Genomic DNA, 15008 nt, shown 5'->3' with positions numbered 1-15008 from the left:
ATCGGCCGGTACGCTCGCCTCCAGAACACACGCGCATAGAACACTGGCGTGGTCAAAGCGAATCGGCTTCACCGTGCTCCTGGCACTGTCCACAGGCGGCGTGGCGCGGCTGGCCATCAACCAGCAACACGGGGAAGAGCTACGCCAGCGCACCCTGGCAAGTCTCCCGCGTAGCGTGATCACCGTTCACCCGAAGCCAGCAGAAAGTGGCCGGCGTATCGGCTTGCCAGCAACCCTGCGAGGCAACACCGAAACTCAAATATTCGCCCGCTGCGACGGCTATTTGAGCGCCTGGTACAAGAACATCGGCGACCAGGTCAGCAAAGGCGAGCTTCTCGCCGTCATCGATGTCCCGGAACTGGATCAAGAACTGGCGCAAGCCAAAGCCACCGTTGCCCAGGTCAGAACCCGCCTGGATCTGGCTCGTTCAACCTGGAAGCGATGGAAGATTTTGAGCCAGAACGATAGCGCTACTCCGCAGGAATACGATGAAAAGCGCAGTGCCGCACTGCAGGCCGAGGCCGACCTCGCAGCGGCCGAGGCAAACGTGAAAAGGCTGCAAAACCTCGAGGGCTATCGGCACATTATCGCCCCATTCGCCGGAGTCATTACACGGCGCAGCATCGATGTCGGCAATCTGATCACGGCCGGGAACCAGGAACTCTTCGCTCTGACACAGACCGATCCTCTTCGCTTAACCGTACAAGTACCCCAGATCTACTCGGCGGACATCCAGCTCGGCGGGGAAGTCACCATCAATTTTCCGGAAATCCAAGGCAAGCCCCGCAAAGCGCACATCGAGCACATCGCGGGCGCCTTGGACCCCATGACCCGCACCCGACAGGTCGACGTCATCCTGGAAAATAAGGATGGCCGCTTGCTCCCTGGCGCCTACGCCGATGTCAGCCTCACAATGAGGGGCAATTCGAGCGCCCTGATCGTGCCTGCCAACGTCCTGGTCATCGAGGCTGAAGGGACCCGTGTCGTGACGGTCGATGGGGAAAATCGAATCCGGTTTCGTCGAGTCGGCATTGGGCGAGACTTCGGCCGGGAAGTCGAAGTGCTGGAAGGAATTTCCCTGGACGATACCTTGGTAGCGAGTCCGTCCGACTTGCTCGTGGATGGCGAAAGTGTCAGTACGGCGCCAGTGGCCGAACGCAACGACACTTTGAAAACAGCAGGCGGTCGTTAACCCGACGATTCCCGGGCATCCCTAGAACCGCAGGGGGCCGCGTAGCCCTCGCCGTCTGAACTCATCCTGGATAGCGCTGCAAAGCTTGGCTGGTGGCCTGGAAAGGCGAAACTCGCCGAGTACGTGCTCAAGATAAAAGCAGGCTGCCCTCGGGTCTCCGCTCAAAGCGTAGTCCGCATAACGCCGAGCTATTGCATCCCAGCTTTTGGCATCCGGAAACGGAATGATCTCTGCCGACGTTTCAGTCATGCTCCGACAACCAAAAGCCATGGGCTTGCACAACTCCAAGAAAGCTCTGTGAGGCCTCGACAACCCCCTGCGCCATCACCTCACCTCTCCCCAGCATACGGTCCGGAGAACCCTGCCCGCGCGCGCGGCACACGCCGGCTTGCAGGCGCGCAGGCGGGTTTTCCAGCGTGCTTCGACTACTTGTGCGCCTGGAACGGATGATCGGTGATGGCCTTTTTAGAAACGACCTCTGCAGCGCTGGGCTCTCCGGTCACGGCACGTTTGATTGCAATCCGGGTTGCTTCGTAATTGAAATCCTGAATCTTTGTGTCGTCCTCGGCCAGCCAATGGATGAACACACCAACCGAGACGAAAATGTCCTCGGCCTCTTCGGCCGGGATCGTGCCATCCTCCACTGAATCCGCGACTGCCAGCGCGACGCCGCGCTGCGCGGGTCCGAAGATCTGAGTGGCCTGTTTTCCATTCTTGATGGTCACTTTGTTGTAAAGGACCGTATGCGGCTTCACCGCCAGGTTGGGTGCCACGACCGCCAGAAGTGTTGTGAAACCGTCCTTGTTATTGACCAGCGCACTGGCAAACGCGGTTTCCGCCGCACTGCCCCGGGGCCCAAGAATGAGATCGATGTGTGCGATCTCGTTGCCGTCACCGACCAGCGCCTCGCCAACCAATAGTTTATTGATCTTAGCCATTTAGAAATTACTCCAAAAAACCATGGGATTTTCAAATTGAAAGATGGGCGGCGTCAGCAAGTAGGCACGCGCCGCCTCAAAGGTAAAATGGCAATATGCATGCCACGAATAATTAGGTTTATTCCGCGCCTTTCCGGCACCAATTCATAGTTGCTGTCCAGTGAAGAGCAGTATCTGCTGCCTGAGTGACTGCACGTAGGCACAAGCCAACTAAATTGCAGCGCTTTGCGCACCCCAGACCTATGAGCATCTGTTGCATGGCCCACTGCCAAGACTCAATTTGCTGGTAGTCAGGCAGCCAGGCGTATGTCCTAACACTCCCGAAGCGAAACCGGGCCAAGCACCACGCCACTTTGCAGACCCTCAACCGGTGGCATGGCTTCTGCTGACAGGCCTATTACCAAAGTCGCGCGAAGGGCACGATGCCCGTGCCGCCAATTCAAAACACTGCTGTAAAGGGTTTACTTATGGATGTGCTAACCATATGGGAATCAGATGACTTGCGCATATCCCAGGCGAGGAACATCTATTTGCCAGGGTATCTCGTTATTGAAAGGCGTGGCCCGACCGCACGGTCCACAGGAACGACACGAGAGCGAAGCACAGCGATCGATTCTGCACTGGAACTCGCTAAATCCATCCTGCGAGACTGCCTTAGCCCAATGCGGATCTACGAGCTTGACTTTGCAAACTCGGATTCCATCGCCGTCCTTCATGTAATACCAGGCAATGCCGAGGTCATGCGAGCAGTCTCCCGGGACACGGGATCCGCTCCGGAAACTCAGGTGGAAATTGCGAAGGCAATATGGGAAGCCTATGGCATGAATCGTACGATCTATAGTGCCGTTGAAATCTTGAATTTTGTCGCGCATGCACGCGCATACTGCCGAAGCCTGCATGCTCAGGAACCCGTTCGTGATCAACCCCGTTGGCCCTCCAGCCAACGAGGCGCCCCGACAGTCCTTTAACAAAATGAGCGAGAGGAGAATTGGTCCTGCCTAGCCAGCGACAGTGGTTGCCTTGCTCCGCTGTGTGTCCATCTCACAGACCAAGTACCCGGCCGCTTTGGGCCGGGTGACATTCGCTCAGTTTAGGCCTTCTCCTTCAATCCGGTTTCCGCCTCGCGCGGCCGTCGTAGAAAGGCCGAAATAGCCGTAAAGTTCAGGTGCTTTCAACAGCGTCGCTTTGATCCTTTTGGCTGACGCCGGAGAAGTATCGTTTCGGCGCAGATTGCCTACAGCAGGATCACTGGAATCCAAAATGGCATCCGCGACCGCTAGCCCCAGGAGTTGCCCTTGAAGATTGTCGAATCCAAAATGAACGCCCAGATAAAGCCGACTGGCACCGTTCTCCAACTGGGCCTGACTGAATGTGCCTACCTGCCGGGTCGTATTGACGCCGGTACCGTTGTTTGTACCTGTCAGCCAATCGAGCGTCCCCAGGGTCGCCGCGCTGCCATCGGGCTTGACGCGGTCTCCGAAGAACGCACGCAGGATTTCAAAGCCCGCCGCACCCGTGGCACTATGCCCGGCAGTGTTGGAAGGGTGCGACGGAGTGGAGGCCAAAGGGCGCCAAGTGCTGTAGTCATTTCGGACCGCCCCATCCGCATCAGCATTCAATGCGGTGATAGGACGCCAAAACTTCTGTTCATACTTGGATGCAAAGGCGGCAAGGCGGGCATCAGCGACGACTGAGTCAAGCAGAGCGAACAGTCGAGCGTTCTGATCCAGGGTATAACCGCGGGAAATCGAGGCGATCCGGGCAGCTTCATTCACGAACAGCTCGGCGTCGATCTTGTAATACAAAGCCTGGGCGGTCTGATCGGCGCTGCGCACACTCGAATCGTCCTTGCCGTAGGCTTCAACATAGGCCAGCTCGTGCTGGTATTCGGCACTACCCAGCTGCGGCGAAAGCGGCACTTTAGCGACCAACCCGGCCTTCTGCAGTGTGCTGAGGCCAAAGGGCGTGACGTCACGCCAATTCAGATCTATGCCTGGGCGACCCTGAATTTTGCCCGCGTCATCGAAACCTGTGGGGGCGCCCGTAACCGGATTGACCACTCCCGCGGCGTTACTCTGACGCCACAGTCCCAAGCCAGGATTCGAACTTGGGGTCAATGCGGCGCCATAGACCGTAACCGGCGCCGCATTATCAAAACGGCGCGCTGCAATGGCTGCGGCGGCTGCATTCTTGCCCGCCGTGAGGCCGGGATTGTCGGGTTCGATCTGCTGTTCCGACAAATACGAGTTGAGTTGTCCATCCAACCAAGCGCGCACCCCGGACCAACGGGCATCGGCGCCAATGGCAGGATCCGGTAATTGATTGAGCAGCACATCGTGCGCAGCCTGCGCGGCTGCAGCTGACGCGGAACCGGCATTGTTGGCCTCATAGTAGTAAGCCTTCGGCGCAAAATGGTCAATCGAATTGACGGCATCAAAAACCGCCCGGGCAGCGATAGCTTCTATGCGAGTGCTTAGGTTTGAGTTCAGCGCAACTCCGCTACCGGTTGTGCCATTGAAACCTTTCGTTGCCTTGACTGCGATCTCGTTCCAGTCTGTCACGGCGTCCGCGTAGACAACACAGGGCGGCATCGACGCCAGTACAAATGCGACCGCGACGCGCAAAGTAGAAGGCAATCTTTTGGCTTTCTCTGACATGAATGACTCCAAAATGGTGTTGAAAAGTCCCTGCCCGGACTGGCCTCCCCGGGATGGCAGCCTGTCATTGGCTATCAGGTCGATTTTTCCTCACACATCGCGTGCCAAGTGCCAAACGATTGGACTGGAAACGAAAGGGCAAAAAGGATTCTCGCTCCCCTGACTGCCCAAAGACAGCACCTGCTGCGGTTCTGACCCTCGACCAACAGCTTCAGTGTGCCGCCCATCGATTCCGTGACTGCAAGACAGCAGGCATCCCACAATTCTGCACACCAGACCACAGCCGCTCAGGCTTCAACACTTTATGTGATTGCTTTGCAAACACTTCCAAGATGGCACCGATCTTGTGAGATGACCTGGGCATGCGCGGCACTGATATCAGTACCCGCGTGCCATTCACACACCAATTCGGAGTCAAAAATGATAAATGCCACCAAAACCGCACTCTTAGTAACGGCTCTGGTCTCGGCCTCACCTTGTATTGCGGCTGACACCGTACTGCAGTTCGACCGAGGGATTGGTTCCGCCCTGCCCTTCCGGGTGAACAACAACTCAACACCCGCGGACTTGAAGGATGATTATCCGGAGCCCAATAACTTTTTCGCGGGCATTGCCGACGCGCCCATTGTCAATGCGGGCGGACAGGTATGGATCATCGATGACTTCAAGGCGAAGATTCAGGATGATGGGAGCATTTCCGCACAGGGGAAAGGCCTGCTTCTCGGCGGTGGCAGCAACATCGGCTCACGCGGAGGGCCGCGTCAGGTCTACGCATCGCTGTTTGTTCGGCACTTGCCTGTGCCGCCCGCAACCGTGCCGACCTTTTCCGGTCCTTACAATTCTGATCCAGTGGATCTTGATGCCAATGGAGATTTCAATATTCAAGGAGTGCTGCGCGATGGAAATGGCTTGACGCCCTCAGAATGGGGGGATACGGAGGACAATCGCCCCATCCTGCTGATACGCAATGTGGCTAACAACAATTGGTTTGCGGCAGGCATCCTGAAAGGCAACTGAGCAAGCGGGCTCAACTATCTCTCTCTACGGCAAACGCGGGTCGGGCGGACGCCGACCCGCTCCTTTAGCCAAGGCCTGTCATCTAACGATCGCCGGTGTCGATGTGGCCGGTCCGATCCCAACAATCTGCAAAATGACATCACCTTCCTTGGCGCCGTCATAGTGTACTTCCTTGCCAAAGTGCGTCACGAAACTGCCGGCAGGGACTGGTTTGAATTCATCAGGCTTATAATCGGACCCTGTTCCGACCCACCAGGTTCCTGAAATCACCGTAATGAATCGGTCGTTCGGGTGCGAATGCGGTTTGCTGTTGTGATGCGCCTTCCACTTGTTGAGCACCACGTATAGGCCCGGTTTGGCGGGATCCCCCACCAGGACGGCAGACTCGGACCCTCCCGGATTTGCCACCCATTTGATCTGTTCCGGCAGTTTAATCGAAATGGCTTTGGGGTCTAGCTCCGCGGCCTTGCCATCGGAATAGCAGGCCGTTAGCACAGCAACAGCGGCGAAGCCGGCCCATCGCCCGGAAGTTGTTCTCAGATTCATGGAAGTTCCTATAGTTCAAACAGAGATACGCAGCTTGCAAAGTCGAGGCCGAAGAAGAGGTCAAGGCCTCGAATCACCACACCTCGACGTTCAAGTCCGCTCTGAGATGCGCGACTGCCTTTCCACCAACAGATTTGCGCATCGGCTGCACCTGGGGCATCAGCGGCGGCGAAAATGAGGTTTCCTCACTTGCCGAGCAGCGGCTGTCCCGCCTCCCCGGCAAAGCGCGACCGGAACCAGCGCTTGAGCGTCGCCTTGTCGTAACGAAGAGCGTCCTGGGGACTGAACTCGGTGAATCCGACCATGGCCCGGTAATTCAGGTCCGTGACCAGTTCCCGCTGTTCAGCCTTGACTCGCCCCGCCGCATCGGTCCAGCGGTACTGAAGATCGTACCTCGGCGGATACAAGTCACTCAGGATACGCGTCCAGATGAGGTTGGGACTCCGCCATGGCTCAAATCCCCCCGCCATGTCGATATTCCATACCACGATCTCCAACTTGTCGCCCTTGGGCAGGTATAACTCCCCCAACTGCTTGAAGTACTTGCTGAACTGATTCATGAGGTCGGCTTGGATCTTCGGCGTTGAGCCGGCGCTGAGTTGGAGATCTTTGTAATTCTCGGGGTGCTCGAACCTCACCGAGACATCCGCCCGCACCGCCGGGGCAACCACCAAACACGCTATCAGCAACAAACTGGCCGTCGTCTCTCTGCTCATAATGAATGCTCCACAGGGCGTGGACCCTGGCAGTAAGCAGTCGAAGAAGTCTCGAAATACATCGCTTTGACACTTCCTCCGTAAAAAAAGTGCCTCCCGTCGAGCTGGCAGCACTACGCATGCCAGTTCCTCGGCACGATAGCTGCTAAGCCGAAGGACCAATCCCAATGCCTTTCGGAGGCGGCATGCAAAGCGTCGAATACGGGGCGAAAAGGTCTCGCCTCGAGTCTTTCGCCAGACTGAACCAACTCGCCCTCGGCGGCGCGACAGCACTCGCAATTGCAGTCCTGCCCCATCTCGCGGCAAGCGCTCCCAGCGTCTACCCCACCGGAACAACGCTCTATGACCCCATCCGCGCCTACAATTCCTTCGTGCTATTCACCGGCGGCGACAACATCGCGCACCTGATAGACCTCAACGGCAATTCGGTGCACGAATGGCAAGACGCCGCCGGCCACAGCACGGCCATTGACCCGGCCCTCAATGGCGGGCGTAAAGGCCATGTGTTCCTGACCCTGGAAATGGCTGAAGGCAAAGGAACTGGCCTGATCCCGGGGCAAATCAACCGGCGCATCGCCAAGACCATTGGAGAAGTGGATTGGCAAGGCAGGCCAGTTTGGACCTTTGGCGCCAAGGCGCCCGGCGGCGCTGCTCAGCAGCACCACGACTGGGCGCGTCTGCCCAATGGAAACACCGTGGTGCTCGCGAACCTAGTTCACCCTGTGAAAGGGTTCAAACAGCCTCAAGTCCTGGACGATGTGGTCTATGAAGTCGATCCGACGGGTGTGGTTGTCTGGCGCTGGGTCGCGTCAGACCATCTATCTGAATTCGGCTTTAGTGCGGCAGAATTGAAATTGGTCCGCGGGGCGCGCACCGCGGACTATCTGCACGTGAACAACCTCAAACCCGTCGGGCCCAATCATTGGTTTAAAGAGGGTGACATTCGCTTTCACCCGGACAACCTGATCTTCGATGCCCGCAACGCCAATTTCATTGCGATCATAGACCGCAAAACCGGAAAGGTGGTTTGGCGACTGGGCCCCCACTATCCCGCGGCTTCCGCCGAAGGACAAAGCCCGCGCCAGGTACCTCGGCCCGTGGATCAGATCAGCGCCCAACACGACGCCCACATTATCCCAGAGGGATTACCTGGGGCTGGAAACCTGTTGGTATTCGACAACCAAGGCCTGGCCGGCTACCCGACTGCGGACTTACCGAGAACCGGCGGCTCGCGAGTGCTGGAAATCAATCCGGTCAACGAAGAGATCGTCTGGCAATACACCGGGGAAAGCTCCGGCGGCCCTGCCTGGTCCTTCCGTAGCACTCACATCAGCGCCGCCAGAAGGCTTCCCAACGGAAATACCTTTATCGACGAGGGACAGAGCGGCCGGTTGTTCCAGGTGACACGCGAGGGAGACATAGTGTGGGAATATGTGAATCCCTATTTCAAGACCGCGACCGACCCGGTTACCGGCAGGCCCACGTACAACAATCAACTTTATCGCGGCCAACCCGTTCCATATGACTGGGTGCCGGATGCTACGCCACACTCAGAAGAGTCAGTCAAAGCGCCAGTAACGGCATTGTTCCGCGTTTCTCAGACCAAGCCCTGATAGTCTCGGCTCCAACTGTTCGCCCGCCATCAGACCTGTTGTTTAGGCAGCACCGACTGTCCGGTCATCAACATGCGGGCCAGGTTTGTTGCGAATCGAATCCGGCCACAAACCAAAGTTCAACCCAGGTCTGATAAGGAACCCGTCCGAAAGAGACCAGATAGGTACGGATTTCGCATTGGACCCCTGCGACACACAACACCGATTCAACGGTAATACCAAATTTTGGAGAACCCATGAGAGCAGCAAGATATCCCATCCTAGCCTCAGCCGTAGCCCTGATTGTGACTGGATGCGCCACAACTCCCGAAGACCGGGTACACGAAACCGCGCATACACTGAACGTGGCCGGTGTGAAAGGTTTGGAGTTTTCCGGCAATGGCCAATGGTATCAATTCGGACAAGCCCCGAACCCGACTCTGCCCTGGCCGCCCTATCAACTTAGCCAGTACTTGGCAGACATCGACTATGCGACGCCTGCCGCCCGGGTGCAGATCACCCGAAAACAGATCATCGAACCGGGCCGCTCGCGCCCAACTCCGGTGGAGCAGAAGGTCCAACAGTCCATCAACGGCAGCACCGCATGGAATGTGGCGGTACCCAATAATTCGGCGCCGGGCACCCCGCCTGCCACCACTTTGCAGGCTGCCGCCGTGGAGGAACGCACTGCCGAAATTTGGTCAACTCCTCAGGGCTTCCTTAAGGCTGCTGTGGCAAACAACGCGACTGCGACAACTGGAGACCAGGGGATCGAACTAAGCTTTGCTGTTGGCGGCAAATACAAGTATGTCGGGCATATCAACGGCCAAAATCAATTGGATAGCGTCAAGACCTGGATCGATAACCCGGTACTGGGCGACACCCTGGTAGAAACGAAGTTTTCCGAGTACAAGGACTTTGGTGGCATCCATTTTCCCGCTCATATCACGCGCAGCCAGGGCGGGCATCCAGTGCTTGACTTGAACGTGACCGAAGTCAAAGCAAACCCGCAGGCTGACTATTCCGTGCCTCTGGAGATTGCCGCTGCGTCCACGCCGACCGTCGCCGTCAAGAGCGAGAAGCTTGCCGATGGGGTGTTTTACCTGACTGGTGGCACCCACCACAGCGTCGCCATCGAGCAGCGCGACCACATCGTGCTGGTAGAAGCTCCGCTCAATGAGGAACGATCACAAGCCCTGATTGCTAAGATCAAGGAAATCATACCGGGTAAGCCCATCAAGTATGTAGTGAACACCCATGCTCACTTCGATCACTCCGGCGGACTGCGCAGCTTCGTGGACACCGGCGCCACCATCGTGACCGAAGACGCCAATAAGGACTACTACCAGCACGTCTGGAAGAATCCTCACAGCCTGAAGCCCGACCGCCTGGAACAATCCAAAGCGACCCCAGTCTTTTCGTCATACACGGGCTCCCATGTACTCTCCGATGGGAAGCGTACGATCGAAATCCATTCCATCGCCGGCAATAGCCACAACGACGCCTTTGATCTGATTTACCTGCCCAAGGAAAAAATCTTGATCGAAGCCGACGCTTACACCCCCTTGCCGGCAAATGCGCCGCCGCCCGAAACGCCCAATCCTTACACCGTCAACTTGTATGAGAACATCGGCAAGCTGAAGCTGAAGGTAGACAAGATCGCGGCGCTGCATGGACCCGGGGTTGTCTCGCTAGCGGATTTGCGCAAGGCGATCGGCATTACCACGGCTGCGAAATAGGACGCCCCGTGTCGGCGGGGCCACCAATGGCCCCGCCACTTCTGAGTGTGGAATCGCCTTGAGACCCATCAAATGGCAACATTCAAGCTCCGTATCAATGGTGTGAAGCCAGCCGTCCCGGTTCCACCGGGGTTGTTGGGGAAACACACTGTCGGCGCTGACATTCCATTACTCACACCCGAACATCCAACGTTCGGATGCTGTAGTCAACAAGGACGCCCTCTACGCCTGAATTGCCGTTCATGACCGGAATCGTCCGCCTGGCCCTCTCGCGGCCTTATACGTTCATTGTCTTCGCCATCGCAATTCTCATCGCCGGCACACTCTCTGCCTTGCGGACCCCCGTGGACATTTTCCCCGGCATAGACATTCCGGTCATCGTGGTCGCTTGGCAGTACACGGGGCTCTCACCAGACCAGATGTCAGGACGCATAACCACGCCCTATCAAAGAGTGCTAACTACTACCGTCAACGACATCGAGCACATTGAAGCCAACTCCTATAACGGTATCGGTATCGTCAAAATCTTCTTCCATCCCAACGTCGACATCAGCGTCGCGAACTCTCAGGTCACAGCCGTTTCGCAAACTATGCTGAAAAACTTTCCGCCCGGCGCAACGCCGCCCATGATCCTCAACTACAGTGCCGCGACGGTGCCGATTCTCCAACTGGCACTGTCCGGAAAAGGCATGACGGAACAAATGTTGGCCGACCTGGGCATGTTTGCCCTGCGCGCGCGGCTTACAACGGTTGCCGGCGCCTCAATACCATGGCCGTTCGGGGGAAAATCTCGGCAATTGCAGATAGACCTCAACCCGGAGGCATTACGCGCACGCGGACTCTCCGGACAAGATGTGGCCAACGCGCTGGCGTCGCAGAATCTGCTCACACCCGCCGGCACGCAAAAGATTGGGGAGTTCGAATACTTTATCCAACTCAATAATGCCCCAGTCGATTTGGCCGCTCTCGGCGCAATACCCATTCGAAATGTGAATGGAGCGCTGGTGTTTATTCGAGACGTGGCCACTGTGCGTGATGGCAGCGCCGTCCAGACCAATGTCGTCCACGTGGATGGCGCACGTTCGGCACTGTTGCAGATTTTGAAGAACGGCGCGACATCCACCTTGGACATCATCGCCGGCATCAAAAACATGGTGGAGGCGATCAAACCCTCCCTTCCGGCCGCCTTGGAGGTGAAACCGCTGGCGGATCAATCGCTCTTTGTGCGTGCAGCCGTGAGCAGCGTAGTAAAGGAAGGTCTCATTGCAGCCGGATTGACCAGCCTGATGATTCTGCTCTTCCTTGGCAATGTGCGCGCCACACTGATCATCGCGATCTCCATTCCCCTGTCGGTCTTGGCTGCGATCGCAGCCCTGGCCGAACTCGGGGAAACCTTGAACATCATGACGCTGGGGGGACTGGCGTTAGCGGTCGGGATCCTGGTGGATGAAGCGACAGTCACGATCGAGAACATAAACTGGCATCTTGAGCAAGGCAAGGAAGTCGAACAAGCCATCCTGGACGGGGCTGATCAAATCGTTGTGCCCGCATTCGTATCTCTGCTGTGCATCTGCATCGTCTTCGTACCCATGTTTTTCCTGCAAGGCGTGGCGCGTTACCTCTTCGTGCCCATGGCGGAAGCCGTGATGTTGGCCATGCTCGCATCATTCATTCTCTCGCGGACTTTGGTGCCGACTCTCGCCAAGTATTGGCTAAAACCCCATGCGCCACACACCGATCTGCACGGAAATGACCTGGCGATGCCGCCCAGCAAGCAGGCCCTCGTTATAATCCAACGCCGCTTTGAAGCAGGGTTCGAACGCCTCCGCGGTCAATATGCAGCGACCCTGGAAATGGCTATCCAGTCCCGTTTTAGATTTGTCGCAGGATTCGCCGTTTTCGTTCTGGCCTCATTCCTGCTCGTCCCATTTTTGGGACAGAATTTCTTTCCGTCGGTGGACGCTGGGCAGATTCAAATTCATGTCAGGGTTCCGAACGGCACCCGCGTCGAGGAAACCGCAAACCGGCTGGCGGCCATCGAAGAGGTTATCCGCGGAGCCATTCCGAACAGCGAACTGAGCGTACTCGTGGACAACATCGGCATGCCCATTTCTTCCATCAACATGTCCTTTGCCAACAATGGTCTGGTTGGCTCTCAGGACGGCATCATCCAGATTTCCCTGCGTCCGGGGCACGGCCCCACCGAAGCCTATGTTCGAAATCTGCGGGAGATCTTGCCTCGGCGCTTCCCCGGAACCAGCTTCGCGTTCCTGCCCGCCGATATGGTCAGCCAGATCCTCAACTTCGGCTCTCCAGCCCCCATCGACATTCAGATTCGCGGCAATGACCTCAACGGGAATTTCGCATATGCGCACAGGCTGTTGGACAAAATCAGGCACATTCCCGGAGTCGCCGATGCCCGCATTCAGCAGGCGCGCAATAGCCCATTGCTGAATGTGGACGTGGACCGGACTCGCGCGCAGCTTGCCGGCGTAACTGAGCGCGATGTGGCAAACAGCCTGATGGTTCAATTGGCGGGCTCCGGGCAGGCAGCTCCGGCCTTTTGGCTCAACCCGCAAAATGGCGTTTCCTACCCCATCGTCATGCAGACGCCGCAGTATGCCGTGGACTCGTTACCCGCCTTGCAGAATCTGCCGGTAAATTCAACGGAGGCCCCTGCGCGCCAGGTACTGGGAGGGATCGCCGACATTCGCCGTGGGGTATCAAGCTCGGTGGTTTCCCAATATGACATTCAGCCTCTCGTACAGATTTACGCCACGACTCAAGGCCGCGACCTTGGCAGCGTTTCCCAGGAAATCCAAACCGTCCTCAATGAAAGCGCGGCCGAATTGCCCAAGGGCAGTAGCGCCGTCTTGTTGGGACAGTACAAGACCATGAGCGTTGCCTATTCCGGACTCAGTTTGGGGCTGGTCGCCGCAATCGTCCTTATTTATCTGGTCATTGTCGTAAATTTTCAATCGTGGATTGACCCACTGGTGATCATCAGCACCCTGCCCGCCGCCCTGGCCGGAATCGTCTGGATGCTGTTCGCGACCCGCACAACCTTGTCTGTACCCGCATTGACTGGCGCCATCATGTGCATGGGCGTTGCAACCGCGAACGCTGTCCTGATCGTCAGCTTCGCCCGCGAGCGCCTTGCGCAAAATGTTCCGGCCACCAGTGCCGCCATCCAAGCAGGAGTTGTCAGGTGCCGGCCGGTGTTGATGACGGCACTCGCCATGATCATTGGAATGGTGCCCATGGCTTTGGGTCTGGGCGAAGGAGGCGAACAAAACGCGCCTCTGGGGCTGGCCGTCATCGGAGGCCTACTATTTTCCACCATTAGCACACTCCTTTTCGTACCCGTCCTGTTTTCCATCGCACATACCCGTTCGCATCACACCGCCCCGACCAGCGCCCATTCAGGAGACTCGCATGCCGCCACAGCCTGACACTGTTTCTTCATCCGCAAAACTGCCGAAACTGGGCCGGAGCGTGATCGTACTCACTTCTTTCGCTGCATTCGCCGTCTGCTTCGGATTGGTCAGTCGGGCTCAAGACCAGCTTAAACTCCAGCAATGGACAGAGATGCACGCCACGCCGAACGTCGCCATTGTCCATCCGACCGCGGCAACCGAATCGGCGCACCTGGAGCTGCCTGGCCGAATTGAAGCCTTCTCTCAGGCACCCATCTTCGCCCGCGTGAGTGGCTATTTGAAATACTGGAATCTCGATATTGGCGCTTCGGTGAAGGCCGGACAGGTTCTGGCGGAAATAGAAACGCCGGATCTCGATCAGCAACTGATGCAGGCCAAAGCCGATGTCGCCACGGCCGAAGCCGATGCCAAATTCGCTGCATCGACGGCACGACGCTGGCGGATGCTGCTGGACAGTGACTCGGCCGCTCAACAAGAGGTTGACGAAAAGCTGGCCGACGCAGCGGCGAAAGAGGCAGCTCTTGGTTCGGCCCGGGCCAACCTGCAGCGGTATACCGCAATGAAGGGATTCACCCGCCTGATCGCCCCTTTCGACGGCATCATCACCAAACGCAACACTGATGTCGGCGCACTCATCGCTGCGGGCACGGGTGCAGGCCAAGAGTTGTTCACCCTGGCCCAAGTCAAGAAGCTGCGGGTATATGTGAGCGTCCCGCAAAGTTTCGCACCTCAAGTACACACGGGCATACGTGCGCGAATCACTGTCCCGGATCAGCCAGGCCGCAGCTATGGTGCAGAAGTCGCCGCCACCGCAGGTGCCATCGACGCCGCAAGTGGCACCAGTCTGGTCCAGTTGTTACTGGACAATACGGAAGGGAACCTTCTACCTGGCGGCTACGCTAACGTGAAACTTGAATTGCCTGGCAACACATCGGCACTGAGCATTCCTGCCAGCGCCTTGGTCCTGGATGCAAGAGGCGCGCAAGTGGCGACGCTGGGCATCGACAACCGCATCTTGCTTAAGCCGGTCATCATCACCCGGGATCTGGGCAAGACCATTGAAATCTCCGACGGCATCCGTGCCGACGAGAGGATCATCGACAATCCCCCCGACGGTGTCGCAAGCGGCGATGAGGTCCGCGTGGCCGACGTCAATTCAGGAGCCGCCGGCTGA

The 15008-nt window shown here is 57.5% G+C and carries 10 protein-coding genes; 6 read left to right on the top strand and 4 right to left on the bottom strand.

Going from position 1 to position 15008, the window contains the following annotated elements; translation table 11 throughout:
- The first annotated feature begins 73 nt into the window (after positions 1-73).
- Positions 74-1192 (top strand): efflux RND transporter periplasmic adaptor subunit, encoded by a 1119-nt coding sequence (locus EK23_RS17815; RefSeq protein ID WP_235282183.1) that lies wholly within the window; start codon positions 74-76, stop codon positions 1190-1192.
- Positions 1193-1617: 425 nt separating this feature from the next.
- On the opposite strand, the gene fae is transcribed toward EK23_RS17815, so the two are convergent.
- Positions 1618-2130, bottom strand: a complete 513-nt coding sequence (gene fae, locus EK23_RS17810; protein WP_045226748.1) for a formaldehyde-activating enzyme — start codon at positions 2128-2130, stop codon at positions 1618-1620.
- A 1085-nt stretch (positions 2131-3215) separates the two neighbouring features.
- On the bottom strand, positions 3216-4787 hold the full coding sequence (locus EK23_RS17805; protein ID WP_082054318.1) for a vanadium-dependent haloperoxidase: 1572 nt from the start codon (positions 4785-4787) through the stop codon (positions 3216-3218).
- 420 nt (positions 4788-5207) lie between these two features.
- Between EK23_RS17805 and EK23_RS17800 the strand changes: the two genes are divergently transcribed.
- On the top strand, positions 5208-5804 hold the full coding sequence (locus EK23_RS17800; RefSeq protein ID WP_045226746.1) for a hypothetical protein: 597 nt from the start codon (positions 5208-5210) through the stop codon (positions 5802-5804).
- Positions 5805-5882: 78 nt separating this feature from the next.
- Here the strand turns inward: EK23_RS17800 and EK23_RS17795 are convergent, their stop codons facing one another.
- Positions 5883-6350 (bottom strand): cupin domain-containing protein, encoded by a 468-nt coding sequence (locus EK23_RS17795; RefSeq protein ID WP_097991027.1) that lies wholly within the window; start codon positions 6348-6350, stop codon positions 5883-5885.
- A gap of 185 nt (positions 6351-6535) precedes the next feature.
- Entirely contained in the window at positions 6536-7066 is a 531-nt protein-coding gene (locus EK23_RS17790) for a DUF3016 domain-containing protein (protein ID WP_045226745.1), read from the bottom strand.
- Positions 7067-7251: 185 nt separating this feature from the next.
- On the opposite strand from EK23_RS17790, the gene EK23_RS17785 reads away from it, so the two are divergent.
- The 4 genes from EK23_RS17785 (at position 7252) to EK23_RS17770 (ending at position 15008) form a co-directional block, all read left to right on the top strand.
- The gene (locus tag EK23_RS17785) at positions 7252-8679 is read left to right on the top strand and encodes an aryl-sulfate sulfotransferase (protein ID WP_082054321.1); all 1428 of its coding nucleotides are present in this window, start codon (positions 7252-7254) and stop codon (positions 8677-8679) included.
- 344 nt (positions 8680-9023) lie between these two features.
- Complete coding sequence (locus EK23_RS17780; RefSeq protein WP_235282182.1) at positions 9024-10397, top strand: MBL fold metallo-hydrolase; 1374 nt, start codon at positions 9024-9026, stop codon at positions 10395-10397.
- 242 nt (positions 10398-10639) lie between these two features.
- Positions 10640-13849, top strand: coding sequence for an efflux RND transporter permease subunit (locus EK23_RS17775; RefSeq protein ID WP_045226743.1), 3210 nt, complete (start codon positions 10640-10642; stop codon positions 13847-13849).
- Positions 13833-15008 carry an efflux RND transporter periplasmic adaptor subunit gene (locus tag EK23_RS17770; RefSeq protein WP_052808313.1) on the top strand — a complete coding sequence of 392 codons (1176 nt, stop codon included), beginning with the start codon at positions 13833-13835 and terminating at the stop codon, positions 15006-15008. Before EK23_RS17775 ends, EK23_RS17770 begins: the two co-directional genes overlap by 17 nt.

Source organism: Methyloterricola oryzae, assembly GCF_000934725.1.
GTDB lineage: Bacteria > Pseudomonadota > Gammaproteobacteria > Methylococcales > Methylococcaceae > Methyloterricola > Methyloterricola oryzae.
Note: the sequence above shows the minus strand (reverse complement) of the source record. Positions and strands in the feature narration are given on the sequence as shown.

Coding starts and splice junctions, on each gene's coding strand:
- fae (WP_045226748.1), bottom strand. CDS start 2,130: ATGGCTAAGATCAATAAACTATTGGTTGGCGAGGCGCTGGTCGGTGAC.
- EK23_RS17805 (WP_082054318.1), bottom strand. CDS start 4,787: ATGTCAGAGAAAGCCAAAAGATTGCCTTCTACTTTGCGCGTCGCGGTC.
- EK23_RS17800 (WP_045226746.1), top strand. CDS start 5,208: ATGATAAATGCCACCAAAACCGCACTCTTAGTAACGGCTCTGGTCTCG.
- EK23_RS17795 (WP_097991027.1), bottom strand. CDS start 6,350: ATGAATCTGAGAACAACTTCCGGGCGATGGGCCGGCTTCGCCGCTGTT.
- EK23_RS17790 (WP_045226745.1), bottom strand. CDS start 7,066: ATGAGCAGAGAGACGACGGCCAGTTTGTTGCTGATAGCGTGTTTGGTG.
- EK23_RS17785 (WP_082054321.1), top strand. CDS start 7,252: ATGCAAAGCGTCGAATACGGGGCGAAAAGGTCTCGCCTCGAGTCTTTC.
- EK23_RS17775 (WP_045226743.1), top strand. CDS start 10,640: ATGACCGGAATCGTCCGCCTGGCCCTCTCGCGGCCTTATACGTTCATT.
- EK23_RS17770 (WP_052808313.1), top strand. CDS start 13,833: ATGCCGCCACAGCCTGACACTGTTTCTTCATCCGCAAAACTGCCGAAA.